Here is a 17,614-nt window from a genome sequence, read left to right on the forward strand (position 1 = left end):
GGAAGCGACCGTGAATAAAAACATAGGCTATGCCATTGCCTTGGCCATCGCGCTTGCCGCGCCTTTCGTCGGCTACCCGGTGTTCCTGATGAAGCTGCTGTGCTTCTCGCTGTTCGCCTGCGCCTTCAACCTGCTGATCGGCTACACCGGCCTGCTGTCCTTCGGCCATGCGGCCTTCTTCGGCGGCGCCGGCTACTGCGCCGGCCATGCATTGAAAGTGCTGGGCTGGCCGTTCGAGCTGGGCCTGCTGGCCGGCGTCGCCGGGGCGGCGCTGATCGGTCTGGTGATGGGCAGCCTGGCGATCCGCCGCCAGGGCATCTACTTCTCGATGATCACGCTGGCGCTGGCGCAGATGGTGTACTTCGGCGCGTTGCGCGCGCCGCTGACCGGCGGCGAGGACGGCCTGCAAGGCGTTCCACGTGGAAAACTGCTGGGCGTCATCGACCTGGCCAACGACACCACCTTGTACTTCGTGGTGCTGGCCATCTGCGTGGCCGGCTTCGCGCTGATCGTGCGCACCGTGCATTCGCCCTTCGGCCAGGTGCTCAAGGCCATCAAGGAAAACGAGCCGCGCGCCGTCTCGCTGGGCTACGACGTCGACAAATACAAGCTGATGGCCTTCGTGCTGTCGGCCGCGCTGGCCGGCTTGGCCGGCGCCACCAAGACCGTGGTGCTGGGCTTCGAAACGCTGACCGACGTGCACTGGACCATGTCCGGCCTGGTGATCCTGATGACGCTGGTGGGCGGCATGGGCACGCTGGCCGGTCCGATGCTGGGGGCCATCATCATCATCCTGCTGGAAAACAAGCTGGGCGATATCGGCACCTTCCTGGCCGCCAACACCGGCGTGGAATGGTTCAGCACCCTGGGCGAGGCCGTCAGCATGGTGACCGGCTTGATCTTCGTCGCCTGCGTGCTGTTGTTCCGGCGCGGCATAGTAGGGGAGATCGTGGCGCGCTTCGATACCAGGAAGCCTGCCTGACCTGAGCAAGCAAAAACGCCGGCACAGTCCGGCGTTTTTTTTCGACTTTTTAATTGCAAGCATGGAGGAGACATGAATACGATCCGTATCGCCAAGCTAACCATCCTGGCTGCGGCGGCCGCCGCCGTCGCCGCAGGCGTGAGCGCCTGCGGCGACAGCAGCAATGAACCCGAGGTACTGAACGTGCTGCCGTCCTACCTGGGCGCGGTGACCAGTACCAGCTACGACGGCAGTTCGGACGACCTGCTGACCGCCGGCCTGGGCAAGACCGGTCTGGCCGCCGCCACGCCGCCGGCCTATGCCGACCCGCTGAAACCGACGGCCGCCGAGTTGCGGCGCAACGCCATCTATGCCAACTACCGGGCCGTGCTCGACATCGCAGCCAACAGCGGCTACGGCACGCTGTACGGTCCCAACGTCAACGCGGCCGGCGTGGCCGGCACGGGCGAGGGCAAGGTGGCCGGCACTGAATACGTGGCCTACGCCGACGACGGCACCGGCAAGCAGAACGTGACGCTGCTGGTGCAGGTGCCGGCCTCGTTCGACCCGGTCAACCCCTGCATCGTCACCGGCACTTCGAGCGGCTCGCGCGGCATCTACGGTGCGGTGGGCAGCGCGGGTGAATGGGGCCTGAAGAACAACTGCGCCGTGGCCTACGCCGACAAGGGCACGGGCAATGGCTTGTACACTTTTGACGACGACAGCGTGAACCTGCAGAACGGCGTGCGCGCGACCCGCACGGCGGCCGGCAAGAACGCCATCTTCGCTCCGGCCATGACGGACGCCGAGCGCGCCGCCTACCTGGCCGCCTATCCCGGCCGTGTCGCCTTCAAGCATGCGCACTCGCAGCAGAACCCCGAGAAGGACTGGGGCAAGATCACGCTGCAGGCGGTCGAGTTCGCCTACTACGTGCTGAACGAGCGATACGGCCAGCTGGCGTCCGACGGCAAGAGCCACCTGGTGCGTTTGACGCCGAAAAACTCGGTCGCCATCGCTTCCAGCATCTCGAACGGCGCCGGGTCAGCGTTGCTTGCCGCAGAGCAGGACACCAAGGGCCTTATCAGCGCCGTGGCGGCCACCGAGCCGCAAATCCAGCCCAGGGTAGCCACCGGCTACGCGGTGCGCCAGGGAGGCGCTGCCGTGGCCGCGCAAGCCAAGCCGCTGTTCGACTACTCGACCTATGCCGCGCTATACCAGCCCTGCGTGGCCGGCGGCGCCACCGGCCTGGCGCGCTGCACCTCGCTGGTGGCCAAGGGCTTGCTGACCGGGGCCAGCGCCACCGAGCAGCAAGCTAACGCGCTGGCCAAGCTGAAAGCCTACGGCTGGACGGCGGACGCCGACCCGCTGCAGGGCGTGCATGCCGGCTTCAACGTGCTGGTCGCGGCCACTTACGCGTACTCATACGGAAAATTCCTGCCGAACGACAAGTTGTGTGGCTTCAGCTTCGCCAACACCGACGCGCTGACCGGCGCACCGGTGGCATACGCCGACGCCATCAAGGCCACCAGCTTCGCCACGCAAAACGGCATCATGGGTTCGGTGGTGTACGAGGACTCGGTTGGCGGCGCCAAGAATTACGTGCTGGGCGTATCGCCGTCGACCGGCGCTGCGGACCAGTCGTTGGACGCTTTCCTGTGCCTGCGTTCGCTGGCCACCGGTACCGACGCCGTCACCGGCGCGGCGCTGAGCGGAACGCTGGCGGCGCAGAGTGCACGTGTCAGGGCGGGCGTCGCCGAGGTGCAGGCGACCGGCAACCTGCATGGCAAACCGGCCGTCATCGTGGCCGGCCGCAGCGATGCGCTGATCCCGGTCAACCACGCATCGCGCGCCTACCTGGGCCTGAACGCCAATGTCGAGGGCAGCGCCAGCAAGTTGCGCTACATCGAAGTGACCAACGCCAACCACTTCGACTCCTTCAGCAACGCGCTGCCGACCGTCATCGTGCCGCTGCACGTCTACCTGTTCCGTGCGCTGGACGCGGTATACGCCAACCTGAAGAACCCTGCCGGCGCGCCTCTGCCGCCGTCGCAGCTGGTCCGCACGACCACCCGCGCCAGCAACGCGGTCCCGATCACCGTGGCCAACCTGCCGGCCATCGCGGCGGCGCCCGGCGCCAATGCGATCGCGGTCACCAGCAGCACGGTGGACGTGCCGAACTAGTTCTACAAGTATGAGAGTGACGGCGCCGCCTTCGGGCGGCGTTTTTCGTTGACAGTCCGGGTTTGCAGTCTGCGTTTTGAGTTTGCTTTTTCAGTCTGCGTTTACAGTCTGCGTTTACAGTCTGCGTTTACAGTCTGCGTTTACAGTCTGCGTTTACAGCGCGGCCGCGTAGATCGCGCGGGCGTCCGCGCGCGTGACTTCGCGCGGGTTGTTGCCGAGTAAGCGGGTCTGCAGCATCGCGTCGTCGGTCAGCCGGTCGAGATCGCTTTCGCTGATGCCCACCTGTTGCAAAGTGCGCTCTATCCCCGTGATGGTTGCAATTTGCTGCATAGCAACAATGAGCGCCTCGGCCCTGGCCTCGTCCGACCCGGCCGCGTGCGGCACCACGATGGCTGCCAGCTCCGCGTAGAGCGGCGCGGCCGCCGGCGCATTGAAATGCATCACGTGCGGCAGCACCAGCGAATTCGACAGGCCGTGGGGCACATGGAAGATGCCGCCGATCGGATAGGCCAGCGCGTGCACCGCCGCCACCGGCGCGTTGGAGAACGCCTGCCCGGCCAGCATCGCACCCAGCAGCATGGCTTGGCGGGCCGCCAGGTTCTTGCCGTTCTCGCACGCCGGTATCAGATTGGCGGACAGCAGGCCCAGCGCCTGCCGCGCCAGCGCATCGGACAGCGGGTTCTTTTTGTGGCGGCTGGTATAGGCCTCGATGGCATGGACCATGGCGTCGATGCCGGTGGCGGCGGTGACCATGGCGGGCAAGCCCATGGTCAGTTCCGCATCCAGGATAGCCAGGTCCGCGTACAGCTGCGGCGCGACGACGCCCATCTTGGTGGTCTCGCCGGTCGTGACGATGGCGATATTGGTAACCTCCGAGCCGGTGCCGGCTGTGGTCGGGATTTGCACCAGCGGCAGCCGCGAGCCCTGCACGTTGCCGATGCCGTAGATGGCGGCCAGCGCCTGCCCGGAGCCTGCCAGTACCGCGATCAGCTTGGCCACATCCATCGAGCTGCCGCCGCCGAGGCCGATGACGATATCCGCCGCATGCTCGCGCGCGGCCGCGACGGCTGCCAGCACGACAGCCTCCGGCGGGTCGGCCACCACGTCCGAATACAGTTCCACGTGAAACCCTGCCGCCGCCAAGCTATCGGCGGGCGCCTGCACCAGTCCTGTTTTCAGGAAGCCCGGATCGGTGACGAGCAGGGCGCGCCGCGCCGAAGGAAAGCGCAGCCGTACATGATCCCCAAGTTTCCGGGCCGCGCCCAGTTCGGACACGATGTTGGGGACGGTACTGAAAGCGAAAGCAGGGAAGTCATTCATGGCGTGATCGGCGTGGAATGTTGGCATTCCAGCTTACACCAAAAGCACGCCGGGTTCAGCCCGCCGCCGCCGCCTTCTTGCTCCGCTGCCAGTTGAGGCGAGCTGAGCCGCATTCGGGGTCAGACGGGGACGCGGAGTCTCCACCTGCGGCTCGACCTGGCCGCTTTGTCGGGTCGGAGTAGCCGGCTTTGACCATCCGGCCTGAACCAGTCGGCTTGGACCAGTCGGCTTGGGATCAGTCGGCTTGGATCAGTCGGCTTGGATCAGTCGGCCTGGAGCAGTCGGCTTGGACCATCCGGCCTGAACCAGTTGGTCTGAACCAGTTGGTGTGAACCAGTAGGCTCGTTTTAAAAAAATATTGCGCCGCAGGTAATGTGGGGAGCCTGCCTGCTGTGGGAAAGTCTGGGCACTCGGAGTTCTCGTCTGCTCCCCAGTGCGGCTCGGTCTGCTTGGTTGGGGTTTCTTCCGTACAATGATGGGCTTCTTACTTGGCCGCACAGGCGGCGCTTCCGGGAGCTTTATGGTGGATTATTTGATGCTGGCAGTCGCGGCGTTCGCGGCGGGTCTGGTGGATGCGGTGGTGGGTGGGGGCGGTCTGATCCAGATCCCGGTGCTGTTCTCGGTCTTCAGCAGTACAGCCCCGGCCACGCTGCTCGGCACCAGCAAGCTGGCCGGCATCTTCGGCACTGCCGCTGCCGCCGTCAATTATGCGCGCCGCGTCAGCCTCGCCTGGACCACCGCCGCGCCAGCCGCCGTCGCTGCCTTCCTGTTCGCCTTCCTCGGCGCCTACACCGTCACCAGGATCCCGCCGGACTTTATGCGCACCTTGCTGCCCATCGTGCTGGTCGCGGTGGCGGTCTACACTTTCTGGCGCAAGGACTTCGGCAGCATCCACGCGCCGCTGCATACCGGCACCAGGGAGCGGTTGATGGCTATGGGTATCGGCGCCTTGATCGGTTTCTACGATGGCTTCTTTGGTCCCGGCACCGGCAGCTTCCTGGTCTTCCTCTTCGTGCGCTTCTTCGGCTTCGATTTCCTGGCGGCGTCCGCCGTGGCCAAGGTGGTCAACGTGGCTTGCAACTGCGCGGCGCTGATGTGGTTCGGCTACTCCGGCCACTTGCTATGGCAGCTGGGTCTGATGATGGCGGCTTGCCAGGTGGCCGGCTCGCTGCTCGGCACCAAACTGGCGATGAAGCACGGCAGCGGATTTGTGCGCCGCCTGTTCCTGGTGGTCGTGACCATCCTTATTTTCAAGACCGGCTACGACGCCTTTCTGAAGTGATTGTTTCACGTGGAACAGTGGATGAGGGCGCTTAGGCGCCCTTTTTTACGTCCCATTCGGGGTGAATCGTGATGTTCCACGTGGAACAATCCGTCTAATATTTTTGCCTAAAAAAGTCGCAGCAGTAAAAAGACTCTATAATCTGATCTCATCCCTCGCATTTATCCCCAATACCAACCATGCTATTTCCTACTCAATTCGACGTGATCGTTGTCGGCGGCGGTCACGCCGGCACCGAAGCGGCCCTCGCTTCTGCCCGCATGGGCCAGAAGACGCTCTTGCTGACGCATAACATAGAGACGCTGGGTCAGATGTCGTGCAACCCGTCCATCGGCGGCATCGGCAAAGGCCACCTGGTCAAGGAAGTCGACGCCATGGGCGGCGCCATGGCTATCGCCACCGACGAGTCGGGCATCCAGTTCCGCATCCTGAATTCCTCGAAAGGCCCTGCCGTGCGCGCCACCCGCGCCCAGGCCGACCGCATTCTGTACAAGCAGGCGATCCGCTCGCGCCTGGAAAACCAGCCCAATCTGTGGCTGTTCCAGCAGGCCGTGGACGACCTGATGGTGGAGGGCGACCGCGTGGTCGGCGCCGTCACCCAGATCGGCATTAAGTTCCTGGCGCCGGCCGTGGTGCTGACCGCCGGCACTTTCCTGGACGGTAAGATCCACGTCGGCCTGCAAAACTACTCTGCCGGCCGCGCCGGCGACCCGCCCGCGATCTCGCTGTCGGCCCGTTTGAAAGAGCTGAAGCTGCCGCAGGGCCGCCTGAAAACCGGCACGCCGCCACGCATTGACGGCCGCAGCATCGACCTGTCGGCCATGACCGAGCAGCCGGGCGACCTCGATCCGGTGCCGGTGTTTTCCGTCATGGGCAACACCGCCATGCACCCCCGGCAGATGCCGTGCTGGGTGACCCACACCAACACGAAAACGCACGACATCATCCGCGCCGGCCTGGACCGCAGCCCGATGTATACCGGCGTCATCGAGGGTGTCGGCCCGCGCTACTGCCCGTCCATCGAGGACAAGATCCACCGCTTCTCGTCCAAGGAATCGCACCAGATTTTCCTGGAGCCGGAAGGCCTGACCACCAACGAGTTCTACCCGAACGGCATCTCCACCAGCCTGCCGTTCGACGTGCAACTCGAGCTGGTGCGCTCGATGAAGGGCATGGAAAACGCCCACATCCTGCGCCCCGGCTACGCCATCGAATACGACTATTTCGACCCGCGCGGCCTGAAGGCCTCGCTGGAAACCAAGGCCGTCGGCGGCCTGTATTTCGCCGGCCAGATCAACGGCACCACCGGCTACGAAGAGGCTGCCGCGCAGGGCATGCTGGCCGGTATCAACGCCGCGCTGCAGACCCAGGGCAAGGATGCCTGGACGCCGGCGCGCTCGGAAGCTTACCTGGGCGTGCTGGTCGACGACCTGGTCACGCAGGGCGTGCAGGAACCGTACCGCATGTTCACCAGCCGCGCCGAATACCGCTTGAGCCTGCGCGAAGACAATGCCGATATGCGCTTGACGGACATCGGCCGCAAGCTGGGCGTAGTCGGCGACGTGCAGTGGGAAGCCTTCGAGCGCAAGCGCGAGGCGGTCGCCCGCGAGCTCGAGCGCCTGCGTTCCACGTGGGTGAACCCGCGCATCCTGGCGGCGGACGAGTCCGAACGCGTGATCGGCCAGGCCATCGAACGCGAATACTCGCTGGCCGATCTGCTGCGCCGCCCGAACGTCGGATATGAGAAGCTGATGACCATGGCCGGCCTGGAAGGGCAGTCGCTGGCGGGTCCCGGCGTGGGCGACGCGGCGGTACAGGAACAGGTGGAAATCCAGCTCAAATACTCGGGCTATATCGACCGCCAGAGCAAGGAAGTGGAGCGCCACGAGCACTACGAGAACCTGAAACTGCCGGAAGGTTTCAACTATCTGGAGATCACGGCGCTGTCGGTCGAGGTGCGCCAGAAGCTGCACGCGCAGCGCCCGGAGACCTTGGGCCAGGCTTCGCGCATCTCCGGCGTGACCCCGGCGGCGATCTCGCTGCTGCTGGTGCACCTGAAAAAGACCGGCTTCGGCGGGTTCGTGAACATGAAAGACGAGGCTGTGCAATGAAGTTGTTCGATCGGTCCGCGCCAGGACGGGCAGCATTGGCCGAAGTATTGAAGCAGGGCGAGGCGGAACTGGCGTTGGCGCTGTCCGCCGCGCAGCAGGAGCAGCTGCTGGACTACCTGGCGCTGCTCAACAAGTGGAACAGCGTCTACAACCTGACGTCCGTGCGCGATCCGATGCAGATGATGACGCTGCATTTGCTCGATTCCCTGGCTGCCGTGCCGGCGTTCCAGGGCGCGCAGAACGTGCTGGACGTGGGCGCGGGCGGCGGCTTGCCGGGCGTGGTGCTGGCGATCGCGCGGCCGGACATGAAAGTGTCGATGATAGACACGGTGCACAAGAAGACCGCCTTCCTGACGCAGGTGAAGGCGGAACTGGGCCTGGCCAACGTGACGGTGTACACGAAAAAGGTGCAGGAGCTGGAGGTGAAGCTGCCGTTCGACGTGATCACCTCGCGCGCCTTCGCGGACCTGAGCGACTTCGTCAACTGGTCCGGACACCTGCTGGCCGAAGGCGGACGCTTCATCGCCCTGAAGGGAACGGCGCCGCAGGACGAGCGCGAGCGCCTGCCGCAGCCGTGGAAGGTGGACCGGCTGCAGGCCCTGCAGGTGCCGGGGCTGGAGGCGGAACGCCACCTGGTTTTCATCAGCAAAGAATAACGATATATACGGTATAAATCGTTTATTCCATATAAACCATATAAATCATTTATACCGTATAAACGATATATAACGAAACACAGCATAAGAAGAATACATGGCCAAAATTTTTTGTGTAGCGAATCAAAAGGGCGGCGTGGGCAAGACCACCACCACGGTCAACCTCTCCGCCGGACTGGCCAAACTGAATCAGCGCGTGCTGATGGTGGACCTGGACCCGCAAGGCAATGCCACCATGGGCGCGGGCATCAATAAGGCAGGCCTGGCCGCTTCCACCTATGAAGTGCTGCTGGGCCAGTCGGACGTGGCCACGGCGCGCCAGCGTTCGGAAGCGGGGCGCTTCGACGTGCTGCCGTCCAACCGAGAGCTGGCCGGCGCCGAAGTGGAGATGGTGCAGCTGGAGAACCGCGACCGCCGCCTGAAGGATGCCCTGGCCCTGGTCGACAAGGAGTACGACTTCATCCTGATCGACTGCCCGCCGGCGCTGTCCATGCTGACCCTGAACGGCCTGTGCGCCGCGCACGGCGTGATCATCCCGATGCAGTGCGAGTACTACGCACTGGAAGGCTTGTCCGACCTGGTGAACACCATCAAGAAGGTGCACGCCAACCTGAACCCGGACCTGAAGATCATCGGCCTGCTGCGCGTCATGTTCGATCCGCGCATGACGCTGTCGCAGCAGGTCTCGGCGCAGCTGGAGCAGCACTTTGGCGACAAGGTCTTCAAGACCATCATTCCGCGCAACGTGCGTCTGGCCGAAGCACCGTCGTACGGCATGCCGGGCGTGACCTTCGATCCCGCCTCCAAGGGCGCGCAGGCGTACATCGCCTTCGGCGCGGAGATGGTCAAGCGTATCAAGAAGATGTAATCGGACGGAATAAGATAATGGCAACTAAGAAACTCAAGGGCCTCGGCCGCGGCCTGGACGCCCTGCTGGGCGGCGACGGCGATCCATCGAACCCGGCAGCGAACGGCAGCGCGCCGACCGAGCTGGCGGTAGCACAAATGCAGGCCGGCAAATATCAGCCGCGCACGCGCATGGACGAGGGCGGCCTAGCCGAACTGGCGGCCTCGATCAAGACCCAAGGCATCATGCAGCCCATCCTGGTCCGCCCGATCGGCGCGGCCAAGGCGGGCGGACCGATTAAATATGAAATCATCGCCGGCGAGCGCCGGTTCCGCGCCGCCCAGCTGGCCGGGCTGGAACAGGTGCCGGTGCTGGTGCGCGACGTGGACGACCGCTCGGCCGCCGCCATGGCCCTGATCGAGAACATCCAGCGCGAGGACTTGAACCCGCTCGAGGAAGCACAGGGCATCCAGCGCCTGATCACCGATTTCGATTTCACCCACGAGCAGGCCGCCACCGCGGTCGGCCGTTCGCGCAGCGCCGTGTCGAATCTGCTCAGGCTGATCAATCTGGCGGCGCCGGTGCAAACCATGCTGATGGCCGGCGATATCGACATGGGCCACGCCCGCGCCCTGCTGGCGGTCGATGCGGCGACCCAGATCACGCTGGCCAATGTGGTTGTGGCCAAGCGCCTGTCGGTGCGCGAGACGGAAAAACTGGTGCAGCGGGCGCAGGAAGAGCAATCCGAGCAGTCCGAACGCAAACAGAAGGATAAATCCGGGGACATCCTGCGTCTGGAGGAGGAGCTTGCCGACTTGCTGGCCACGCCCGTGGTGTTCAAGATGGGGAGCAAGGGCCGCGGCCAGATGGTGATCGACTTTGCCGACCTGGATGTGCTCGACGGTTTGCTGAGCCGGCTGCGCGGCTGACCCGGCAATCGGCCGGCAGTAAAGTAACTCTTAGTAGTAGCAATGTTGACACTATGATAGCGCGCACATGTCGCGCTATCGTGGTGCATCTCCTCTGCAACGGGACCCAAACCGTATCTTTCTTGCTCAAACACCCATGTTGCGACGCACCATGTTTGACCAAACTAAGCAATTCCTAATATAATCCCGTGTCTTTAGGTGTATACGCTTTCTCTGGGAACCTGGCAAGTGAGTGATTTTACGCAAAGCATTGCCTCCCCCGTGTTTAAAGTTGTTGCCTTGCAGTTCACAATCGCCACGTTTTTTTCCGCAGCCACGGCTTACTTTGGCAGCGTTGAGAGAGGCTGGTCTGCCGCTTTGGGCGGAGCGATCGCGGTCATCGGGAGCCTGGTGTACGCGATTATCGTCGCGGGCGGAACGAATGACGCAAAGAAAGCATTCCGGACGCATTTCCGCGCCGAAATGGTTAAAGTTTTCATAACGGCAGCGCTGTTCATCGTCGCGCTGGTGCTGTTCTCGTCGGCCGCATGGTTATGGCTGATCATAGGTTTCGCGGTAGCGACCCTGGCTTACTGGTTCGCGCTGCTAGCAGTTTAATTAACAAAATCTGACAAACATTATGACAACTGAACACGGGGGCCACGCGGCCCCGGCTAACGCCACAGAGTACATCCAGCACCACTTGTCGCACCTGCGCAACGCTGACAACACCATCAACCTGGACACGTTCTGGGTTTCCGCTCTTCTGGGCCTGCTGTTCCTCGGCGTGTTCTACATGGCCGCGCGCCGCGCCACCCCTGGCGTGCCGGGCAAGCTGCAGAACTTCGTCGAATGGGTCATGGAACTGGTCAACGACACCGTCAATTCCGCTTTCCACGCCAAGAGCAATGTGATCGCCCCGCTGGCCATCACCATCTTCGTCTGGGTATGGCTGATGAACGCAATGGACTTCCTGCCGGTTGACCTGCTGCCGAAGGTGCTGCAATTCTTCGGCGTCTACAAGCTGCGCGTGGTTCCGACCGCCGACGTGAACCACACCTTCGGCATGTCGTTCTCGGTGCTGATCTGCATTATCGCGTTCTCCATCAAGGCCAAGGGCATTGGCGGCTGGACCAAAGAACTGTTCACCGCGCCGTTCCACGCGCATGGCTTCATGGCCATCGTGCTGGCCCCGGTGAACTTCGTCTTCCAATTGATCGAGTTGCTGGCGAAGCCTATCTCGCTGGCGCTGCGACTGTTCGGCAACATGTATGCCGGCGAACTGATTTTCATCTTGATCGCGTTGTTGCCTTGGTGGGCGCAGTGGCTGCTGGGTGGTCCATGGGCAATCTTCCACATCCTGATTGTAACTTTGCAAGCTTTTGTGTTTATGGCGTTGACGGTGGTGTACCTCTCCCTCGCGGTTGAGAAGCACTAATCAGCAACTTTCAATTTGTTTTTTTAGTATCTTTCGTTATTTTTTAAATTTAGGAGAATTATATGCAAGCTCTGATCGCACAAGTACAAAGCATGACCGTTCTGGCCGTAGCCATCATCGTTGGTCTGGCCGCAATCGGCACCGCACTGGGCTTCGCTATTCTGGGCGGCAAATTCCTGGAAGCGTCGGCACGCCAGCCTGAACTGATGCCACAACTGCAAACCAAGCTGTTCGTTATCGCTGGTCTGCTGGATGCTATCTCGATGATCGGCGTCGGTGTTGCTCTGCTGTTCACGTTCAACAACCCATTCCTGACCGCCCTGGCAACCGCAGCAGCGCAGTAATCAACGCTCCAACCGGGGAAACTTTTTAGGAGCAAGGTAATGGACCCTAATATGTCGCTCGTCGGCCAGATGATCACCTTCGGGGTGCTCGTTTGGTTCTCGATGAAATTCGTATTCCCAGCGTTGAATTCCACGCTGGACGAGCGTGCCAAGCGTATTGCGGATGGTCTGGCTGCTGCCGATCAAGGCAAGGCTTCTATGGAAATCGCTGAAAAGCGCGCTTCCGAAGCCCTGTCCTCCGCCCGCGACGAAGCTGCCCAGCGCGTCGCGGACGCCGAAAAGCGTGCGCAACTGGTGGCTGAAGAAATCAAGGCCAACGCCAAAGCCGAAGCGGACCGCATCATTGCGCAAGCCAAGGCCGAAGCCGATCAGCAAGTTACCCAGGCCCGCGAAGCTCTGCGCGCCCAGGTAGCCGATCTGGCGGTCAAAGGTGCCGAGCAGATCCTGAAGCGTGAAGTCACCGCGTCGGCCCACGCCGACCTGCTGGCCCGCCTCGCGACTGAGCTGTAATCATGGCTGAACTCGCAACTGTCGCCCGTCCCTACGCGGAAGCCCTCTTCCGCGTAGCCCAAGCCGGCAACCTCGCGCAGTGGTCCGATCTGGTGTCCGAACTGGCCCAGATCGGCGGTCACGCCGAAGTGCTGGACTACGCCCGCAATCCGAAAGTTTCGGAAAGCGATGTCGCTGCCACTATTCAGTCTCTGCTGAAGTCGCCGCTGACCCCGGAAGCGAATAACTTCCTGGGCATGCTGGTCGCTAACGGCCGTATCGAATTGCTGCCGGAAATCGGCGCCCAATTCCAGCTGTTGAAAAACAGCGCGGAAGGTGCGGCGGATGCCGAGATCACGAGCGCGTTCGACATGAGCGCCGCCCAGGTTTCCGAGCTGGTCGCCACGCTGGAAAAGAAATTCAGCCGCAAGCTCAATCCGAGCGTAACCGTAGACCCATCGTTGATCGGTGGCGTGCGCGTGGTAGTCGGTGACGAAGTGCTCGACACTTCGGTCCGCGCCAAGCTGCAACAGATGCGTGTCGCGCTGGTTTCGTAAGAACCGCCCGCAGGCAGCTACGGCAGACCAAATATACCCTCGCGCAAGCGGAGAGAACTACATTTAGGAGTTAGTATGCAACTCAACCCATCTGAAATCAGCGAGCTGATCAAGAGCCGGATCCAAGGCATTGATGGCGGCGCTGAAGTGCGCAATCAAGGCACGGTTATTTCCGTAGCCGACGGTATCTGCCGCATCCACGGTCTGTCGGACGTAATGCAAGGCGAGATGCTGGAATTCCCAGGCAACACCTTCGGCCTGGCAATGAATCTGGAGCGCGACTCGGTCGGCGCCGTGATTCTGGGTGCTTACGAGCACATCTCGGAAGGCGACACGGTCAAGTGCACCGGCCGCATCCTGGAAGTGCCGGTCGGCCCTGAACTGTGCGGCCGCGTGGTCAACGCGCTGGGCGTACCGATCGACGGCAAAGGCCCGATCAACGCCAAGCTGACCTCGCCAATCGAAAAGATCGCTCCGGGCGTTATCGCCCGCGAATCCGTGTCGCAGCCTATGCAGACCGGCCTGAAGTCGATCGACGCGATGGTACCGATTGGCCGTGGCCAGCGTGAGCTGATCATTGGCGACCGCCAGACTGGTAAGTCGGCTGTCGCGGTTGATGCGATCATCAACCAAAAAGGCCAAGGCATGACTTGCATCTACGTTGCAATCGGCCAAAAAGCTTCGACCATCAAAAACATCGTGCGCTCGCTGGAAACGCACGGCGCGATGGAATACACCATTGTTGTCGCTGCCACCGCGTCCGAATCGGCCGCCATGCAGTACATCTCGGCGTACTCCGGCTGCACCATGGGCGAATACTTCCGCGACCGCGGCGAAGACGCACTGATCGTCTACGATGACCTGTCCAAGCAAGCAGTTGCCTACCGTCAGATCTCCCTGCTGCTGCGCCGCCCACCAGGCCGCGAAGCTTACCCAGGCGACGTGTTCTACCTCCACTCCCGTCTGCTGGAACGCGCAGCACGCGTGAACGCCGACTACGTCGAGAAGTTCACCGGCGGCGCCGTCAAAGGCAAGACCGGTTCGCTGACCGCACTGCCGATCATCGAAACCCAGGCAGGCGACGTCTCCGCCTTCGTGCCGACCAACGTGATTTCGATCACCGACGGCCAGATCTTCCTGGAAACCTCGCTGTTCAACTCCGGTATCCGTCCTGCGATTAACGCCGGTATCTCGGTATCGCGCGTCGGTGGCGCCGCCCAGACCAAGGTCATCAAAAACCTGTCCGGCGGTATCCGTACCGACTTGGCGCAGTACCGTGAACTGGCTGCGTTCGCGCAGTTCGCTTCCGACCTGGACGAATCGACCCGCAAGCAGCTGGACCGCGGTGCCCGCGTGACCGAACTGCTGAAGCAGGCTCAGTACTCGCCGCTGTCGATTTCCCTGATGGGCGCATCCCTGTTCGCAGTGAACAAGGGCTTCCTGGACGACGTGGCAGTGAAGAAAGTGCTGCCATTCGAAGCCGGCCTGCACGCCTACCTGAAGACCAAGCAAGCTGCTCTGCTGGCCAAGATCGAAGAAACCAAGCAACTGGACAAAGACGGCGAAGCTGCCCTGTCGGCCGCCATTGCTGATTTCAAGAAATCTGGCGCATTTTAAGCGGCTCGGCGGTCCAGGCTCACGCCTCGGACCGCCCTCAGCGCAGAAGGAGTAAGGACTCATGGCAGTAGGCAAAGAGATACGTGGCAAGATCAAGAGCGTAGAGAATACGAAGAAGATCACCAAGGCGATGGAAATGGTCGCCGCATCGAAAATGCGCAAAGCGCAGGATCGCATGCGCGCCGCCCGTCCCTACAGTGACAAGGTTCGTAATATCGCCGCTAATCTGGCTAGCGCCAACCCTGAATACACGCACCCGTTCCTGGCGCAAGCCCAGGGCAGCGAAGCGAAAGCAGTGGGTTTCATCATCGTCACGACCGACAAGGGTCTGTGCGGCGGTCTGAACACCAACGTGCTGCGCATGGTGACGGCGAAAACGCGCGAGCTGGAAACGGCCGGCGTCAAGGTTGAAGCGGTAGCCATCGGTAACAAAGGTTTGGGGTTCTTGAATCGGGTTGGCGTTCCTGTTGTCGCGCAAGCGACGCAGATCGGCGACACGCCGCATCTGGACAAATTGATCGGACCCGTCAAGGTCATGCTCGAGAAGTTCACTGAAGGCAAACTCGACGCAGTGTACCTGTGCTATACCAAGTTCATCAACACGATGAAGCAAGAGCCGCAAGTGCAGCAGCTGCTGCCGCTGACGGCTGACAACATCAAGGCAGACAAAGGTAGCCACAAGTGGGACTACATTTACGAGCCGGATGCGCCTACCGTGATCGACGAACTGCTGGAGCGCTATGTAGAGGCGCTGGTATACCAGGCTGTGGCGGAAAACCTGGCGTCCGAGCAATCGGCCCGCATGGTGGCGATGAAAGCCGCCAGCGACAACGCAGGTAGCGTCATCGGTGAACTGAAGCTGATCTATAACAAGACGCGTCAGGCTGCGATTACCAAAGAACTCTCCGAAATCGTTGCCGGTGCGGCTGCGGTTTAAACGAAACAACTATATTTAGAAGGAACGAACATGGCTGATGGCAAAATCGTTCAGTGTATCGGCGCTGTGGTGGACGTTGAGTTTCCACGCAATGCGATGCCTAAGGTATTCGATGCCTTGAAAATGGAAGGCTCCGAGCTGACCCTGGAAGTACAACAGCAGCTGGGCGACGGCGTGGTCCGTACCATTGCTCTGGGTTCGTCCGACGGCCTGCGCCGCGGCATGATGATCCAGAACACCGGCAAACCGATCATGGTTCCAGTTGGCAAAGCCACCTTGGGCCGCATCATGGACGTGCTGGGCAACCCGATCGACGAATGCGGTCCGGTCGCGCACGACCAGATGGCTTCTATCCACCGCACGGCGCCTGCGTACGACGAACTGTCGCCGTCGCAAGACCTGCTGGAAACCGGCATCAAGGTGATTGACCTGGTGTGCCCGTTCGCCAAAGGCGGTAAGGTCGGTCTGTTCGGCGGTGCAGGTGTGGGCAAGACCGTGAACATGATGGAACTGATCAACAACATCGCCAAAGCGCACTCGGGTCTGTCCGTGTTCGCCGGCGTTGGTGAGCGTACCCGCGAAGGTAACGACTTCTACCACGAGATGGCCGATGCCAAGGTAGTTGACCTGGAAAACCCGGAAAACTCCAAGGTAGCGATGGTCTACGGTCAGATGAACGAACCACCAGGCAACCGTCTGCGCGTCGCGCTGACCGGTCTGACCATGGCGGAAGCGTTCCGTGACGAAGGCAAGGACGTTCTGTTCTTCGTGGACAACATCTACCGCTTCACCCTGGCCGGTACCGAAGTTTCCGCGCTGCTGGGCCGTATGCCTTCCGCAGTGGGTTACCAGCCTACCCTGGCCGAAGAAATGGGCCGTCTGCAAGAGCGTATCACGTCCACCAAGACCGGTTCGATCACCTCGATCCAGGCCGTGTACGTTCCAGCGGATGACTTGACCGACCCGTCGCCAGCGACCACCTTCGGTCACCTCGATTCGACCGTCGTTCTGTCGCGTGACATCGCCTCGCTGGGTATCTACCCTGCGGTCGATCCACTGGACTCGACTTCCCGCCAGCTCGATCCGCTGGTCGTGGGCCAGGACCACTACGACACCGCGCGCGCCGTACAGGGCACGCTGCAGCGTTACAAGGAATTGCGCGACATTATCGCGATTCTGGGCATGGACGAACTGGCGCCGGAAGACAAGCTGCTGGTATCGCGCGCTCGTAAGATGCAGCGTTTCCTGTCGCAGCCGTTCCACGTCGCTGAAGTGTTCACCGGTTCCCCAGGTAAATACGTTTCGCTGAAAGACACGATCAAAGGCTTCAAGATGATCGCGTCGGGCGAGCTGGATCACCTGCCGGAGCAAGCGTTCTACATGGTCGGCACGATCGAAGAAGCCATCGAAAAAGCCAAGAAACTCGGCTAATCGCTGAGTTGCTTCGGCCCCGCCGCAAGGCGGGGCCGTCACCATCCCGATAGGACACACATGGCAAATACCATACACGTAGACGTGGTTTCCGCGGAAGAGCTGATCTTCTCGGGCGAAGCCGAATTCGTCGCGTTGCCGGGCGAGCAGGGCGAGCTGGGTATCTACCCCAAGCACACCCCGCTGATCACCCGTATTCGTCCAGGCGCGGTACGCATCAAGGTAGCGGGCAAGGCTGAGGAAGAGTTCGTCTTCGTCGCCGGCGGCCTGCTGGAAGTCCAGCCGAATGCCGTCACGGTACTGGCTGACACCGCGATCCGTGGTGCAGACCTGGATGAAGCCAAAGCCTCGGCCGCCAAGAAACTGGCGGAAGAAGCCCTGGCCAACAACAGCGGCAGCATCGACTACGCGAAAGCGCAAGCCGAACTGGCTGCAGCGATCGGCCAGCTGGCCGCCATCGCCAAACTGCGCGCCAAGCACTAAGCTCGGTTCAGCAGAGACAGAAAGGCAGCTTCGGCTGCCTTTTTTTATTTCC

At 61.9% G+C, this 17,614-nt stretch carries 17 protein-coding genes; 16 read left to right on the top strand and 1 reads right to left on the bottom strand.

Translation table 11 applies throughout. The features are described 5' to 3' along the window. Nucleotides 1-10 precede the first annotated feature (10 nt). Entirely contained in the window at nt 11-982 is a 972-nt protein-coding gene (locus ACSQ8Y_RS24595; protein WP_436269026.1) for a branched-chain amino acid ABC transporter permease, read from the top strand. Nucleotides 983-1,054: 72 nt separating this feature from the next. Continuing rightward, complete coding sequence (locus tag ACSQ8Y_RS24600; protein WP_436269027.1) at nt 1,055-3,142, top strand: 3-hydroxybutyrate oligomer hydrolase family protein; 2,088 nt, start codon at nt 1,055-1,057, stop codon at nt 3,140-3,142. A 153-nt stretch (nt 3,143-3,295) separates the two neighbouring features. On the opposite strand, the gene ACSQ8Y_RS24605 is transcribed toward ACSQ8Y_RS24600, so the two are convergent. After that, nucleotides 3,296-4,462: an iron-containing alcohol dehydrogenase gene (locus ACSQ8Y_RS24605; RefSeq protein WP_436269028.1), complete on the bottom strand. Its 1,167-nt coding sequence runs from the start codon at nt 4,460-4,462 to the stop codon at nt 3,296-3,298. Between the two features lie 520 nt (nt 4,463-4,982). On the opposite strand from ACSQ8Y_RS24605, the gene ACSQ8Y_RS24610 reads away from it, so the two are divergent. From ACSQ8Y_RS24610 to ACSQ8Y_RS24675, 14 genes are all read left to right on the top strand, one after another. Continuing rightward, nucleotides 4,983-5,744, top strand: coding sequence for a sulfite exporter TauE/SafE family protein (locus tag ACSQ8Y_RS24610; protein ID WP_436269029.1), 762 nt, complete (start codon nt 4,983-4,985; stop codon nt 5,742-5,744). Nucleotides 5,745-5,923: 179 nt separating this feature from the next. Then, on the top strand, nt 5,924-7,855 hold the full coding sequence (gene mnmG / locus ACSQ8Y_RS24615) for a tRNA uridine-5-carboxymethylaminomethyl(34) synthesis enzyme MnmG (RefSeq protein ID WP_436269030.1): 1,932 nt from the start codon (nt 5,924-5,926) through the stop codon (nt 7,853-7,855). Beyond that, complete coding sequence (gene rsmG / locus ACSQ8Y_RS24620) at nt 7,852-8,511, top strand: 16S rRNA (guanine(527)-N(7))-methyltransferase RsmG (protein WP_436269031.1); 660 nt, start codon at nt 7,852-7,854, stop codon at nt 8,509-8,511. Before mnmG ends, rsmG begins: the two co-directional genes overlap by 4 nt. A 97-nt stretch (nt 8,512-8,608) precedes the next feature. Next, nucleotides 8,609-9,379 (top strand): ParA family protein, encoded by a 771-nt coding sequence (locus ACSQ8Y_RS24625; protein WP_436269032.1) that lies wholly within the window; start codon nt 8,609-8,611, stop codon nt 9,377-9,379. Between the two features lie 17 nt (nt 9,380-9,396). Beyond that, nucleotides 9,397-10,287 (top strand): ParB/RepB/Spo0J family partition protein, encoded by an 891-nt coding sequence (locus ACSQ8Y_RS24630; RefSeq protein ID WP_436269033.1) that lies wholly within the window; start codon nt 9,397-9,399, stop codon nt 10,285-10,287. A 228-nt stretch (nt 10,288-10,515) separates the two neighbouring features. Then, nucleotides 10,516-10,884: an ATP synthase subunit I gene (locus ACSQ8Y_RS24635; RefSeq protein ID WP_436269034.1), complete on the top strand. Its 369-nt coding sequence runs from the start codon at nt 10,516-10,518 to the stop codon at nt 10,882-10,884. Nucleotides 10,885-10,906: 22 nt separating this feature from the next. Further along, the gene (atpB, locus tag ACSQ8Y_RS24640) at nt 10,907-11,704 is read left to right on the top strand and encodes a F0F1 ATP synthase subunit A (RefSeq protein WP_436269035.1); all 798 of its coding nucleotides are present in this window, start codon (nt 10,907-10,909) and stop codon (nt 11,702-11,704) included. A gap of 62 nt (nt 11,705-11,766) precedes the next feature. Then, on the top strand, nt 11,767-12,048 hold the full coding sequence (gene atpE / locus ACSQ8Y_RS24645) for a F0F1 ATP synthase subunit C (protein ID WP_436269036.1): 282 nt from the start codon (nt 11,767-11,769) through the stop codon (nt 12,046-12,048). Between the two features lie 39 nt (nt 12,049-12,087). After that, the gene (locus tag ACSQ8Y_RS24650) at nt 12,088-12,558 is read left to right on the top strand and encodes a F0F1 ATP synthase subunit B (protein ID WP_436269037.1); all 471 of its coding nucleotides are present in this window, start codon (nt 12,088-12,090) and stop codon (nt 12,556-12,558) included. Nucleotides 12,559-12,560: 2 nt separating this feature from the next. Next, nucleotides 12,561-13,094: a F0F1 ATP synthase subunit delta gene (locus ACSQ8Y_RS24655; protein ID WP_436269038.1), complete on the top strand. Its 534-nt coding sequence runs from the start codon at nt 12,561-12,563 to the stop codon at nt 13,092-13,094. 75 nt (nt 13,095-13,169) lie between these two features. Continuing rightward, nucleotides 13,170-14,711, top strand: coding sequence for a F0F1 ATP synthase subunit alpha (gene atpA / locus ACSQ8Y_RS24660; protein WP_436269039.1), 1,542 nt, complete (start codon nt 13,170-13,172; stop codon nt 14,709-14,711). Nucleotides 14,712-14,772: 61 nt separating this feature from the next. Beyond that, nucleotides 14,773-15,648 (top strand): F0F1 ATP synthase subunit gamma, encoded by an 876-nt coding sequence (atpG, locus tag ACSQ8Y_RS24665; protein WP_436269040.1) that lies wholly within the window; start codon nt 14,773-14,775, stop codon nt 15,646-15,648. Nucleotides 15,649-15,678: 30 nt separating this feature from the next. After that, a complete protein-coding gene (gene atpD, locus ACSQ8Y_RS24670) occupies nt 15,679-17,079 on the top strand; it encodes a F0F1 ATP synthase subunit beta (RefSeq protein WP_436269041.1) in 1,401 nt (466 codons plus the stop codon). A 60-nt stretch (nt 17,080-17,139) separates the two neighbouring features. Beyond that, nucleotides 17,140-17,562 carry a F0F1 ATP synthase subunit epsilon gene (locus ACSQ8Y_RS24675; protein ID WP_436269042.1) on the top strand — a complete coding sequence of 141 codons (423 nt, stop codon included), beginning with the start codon at nt 17,140-17,142 and terminating at the stop codon, nt 17,560-17,562. The last annotated feature ends 52 nt before the right edge of the window (nt 17,563-17,614 follow it).

The sequence above is a fragment of the Pseudoduganella sp. LjRoot289 genome (assembly GCF_964252925.1).
In the GTDB taxonomy this organism is placed as follows: domain Bacteria; phylum Pseudomonadota; class Gammaproteobacteria; order Burkholderiales; family Burkholderiaceae_D; genus Rugamonas.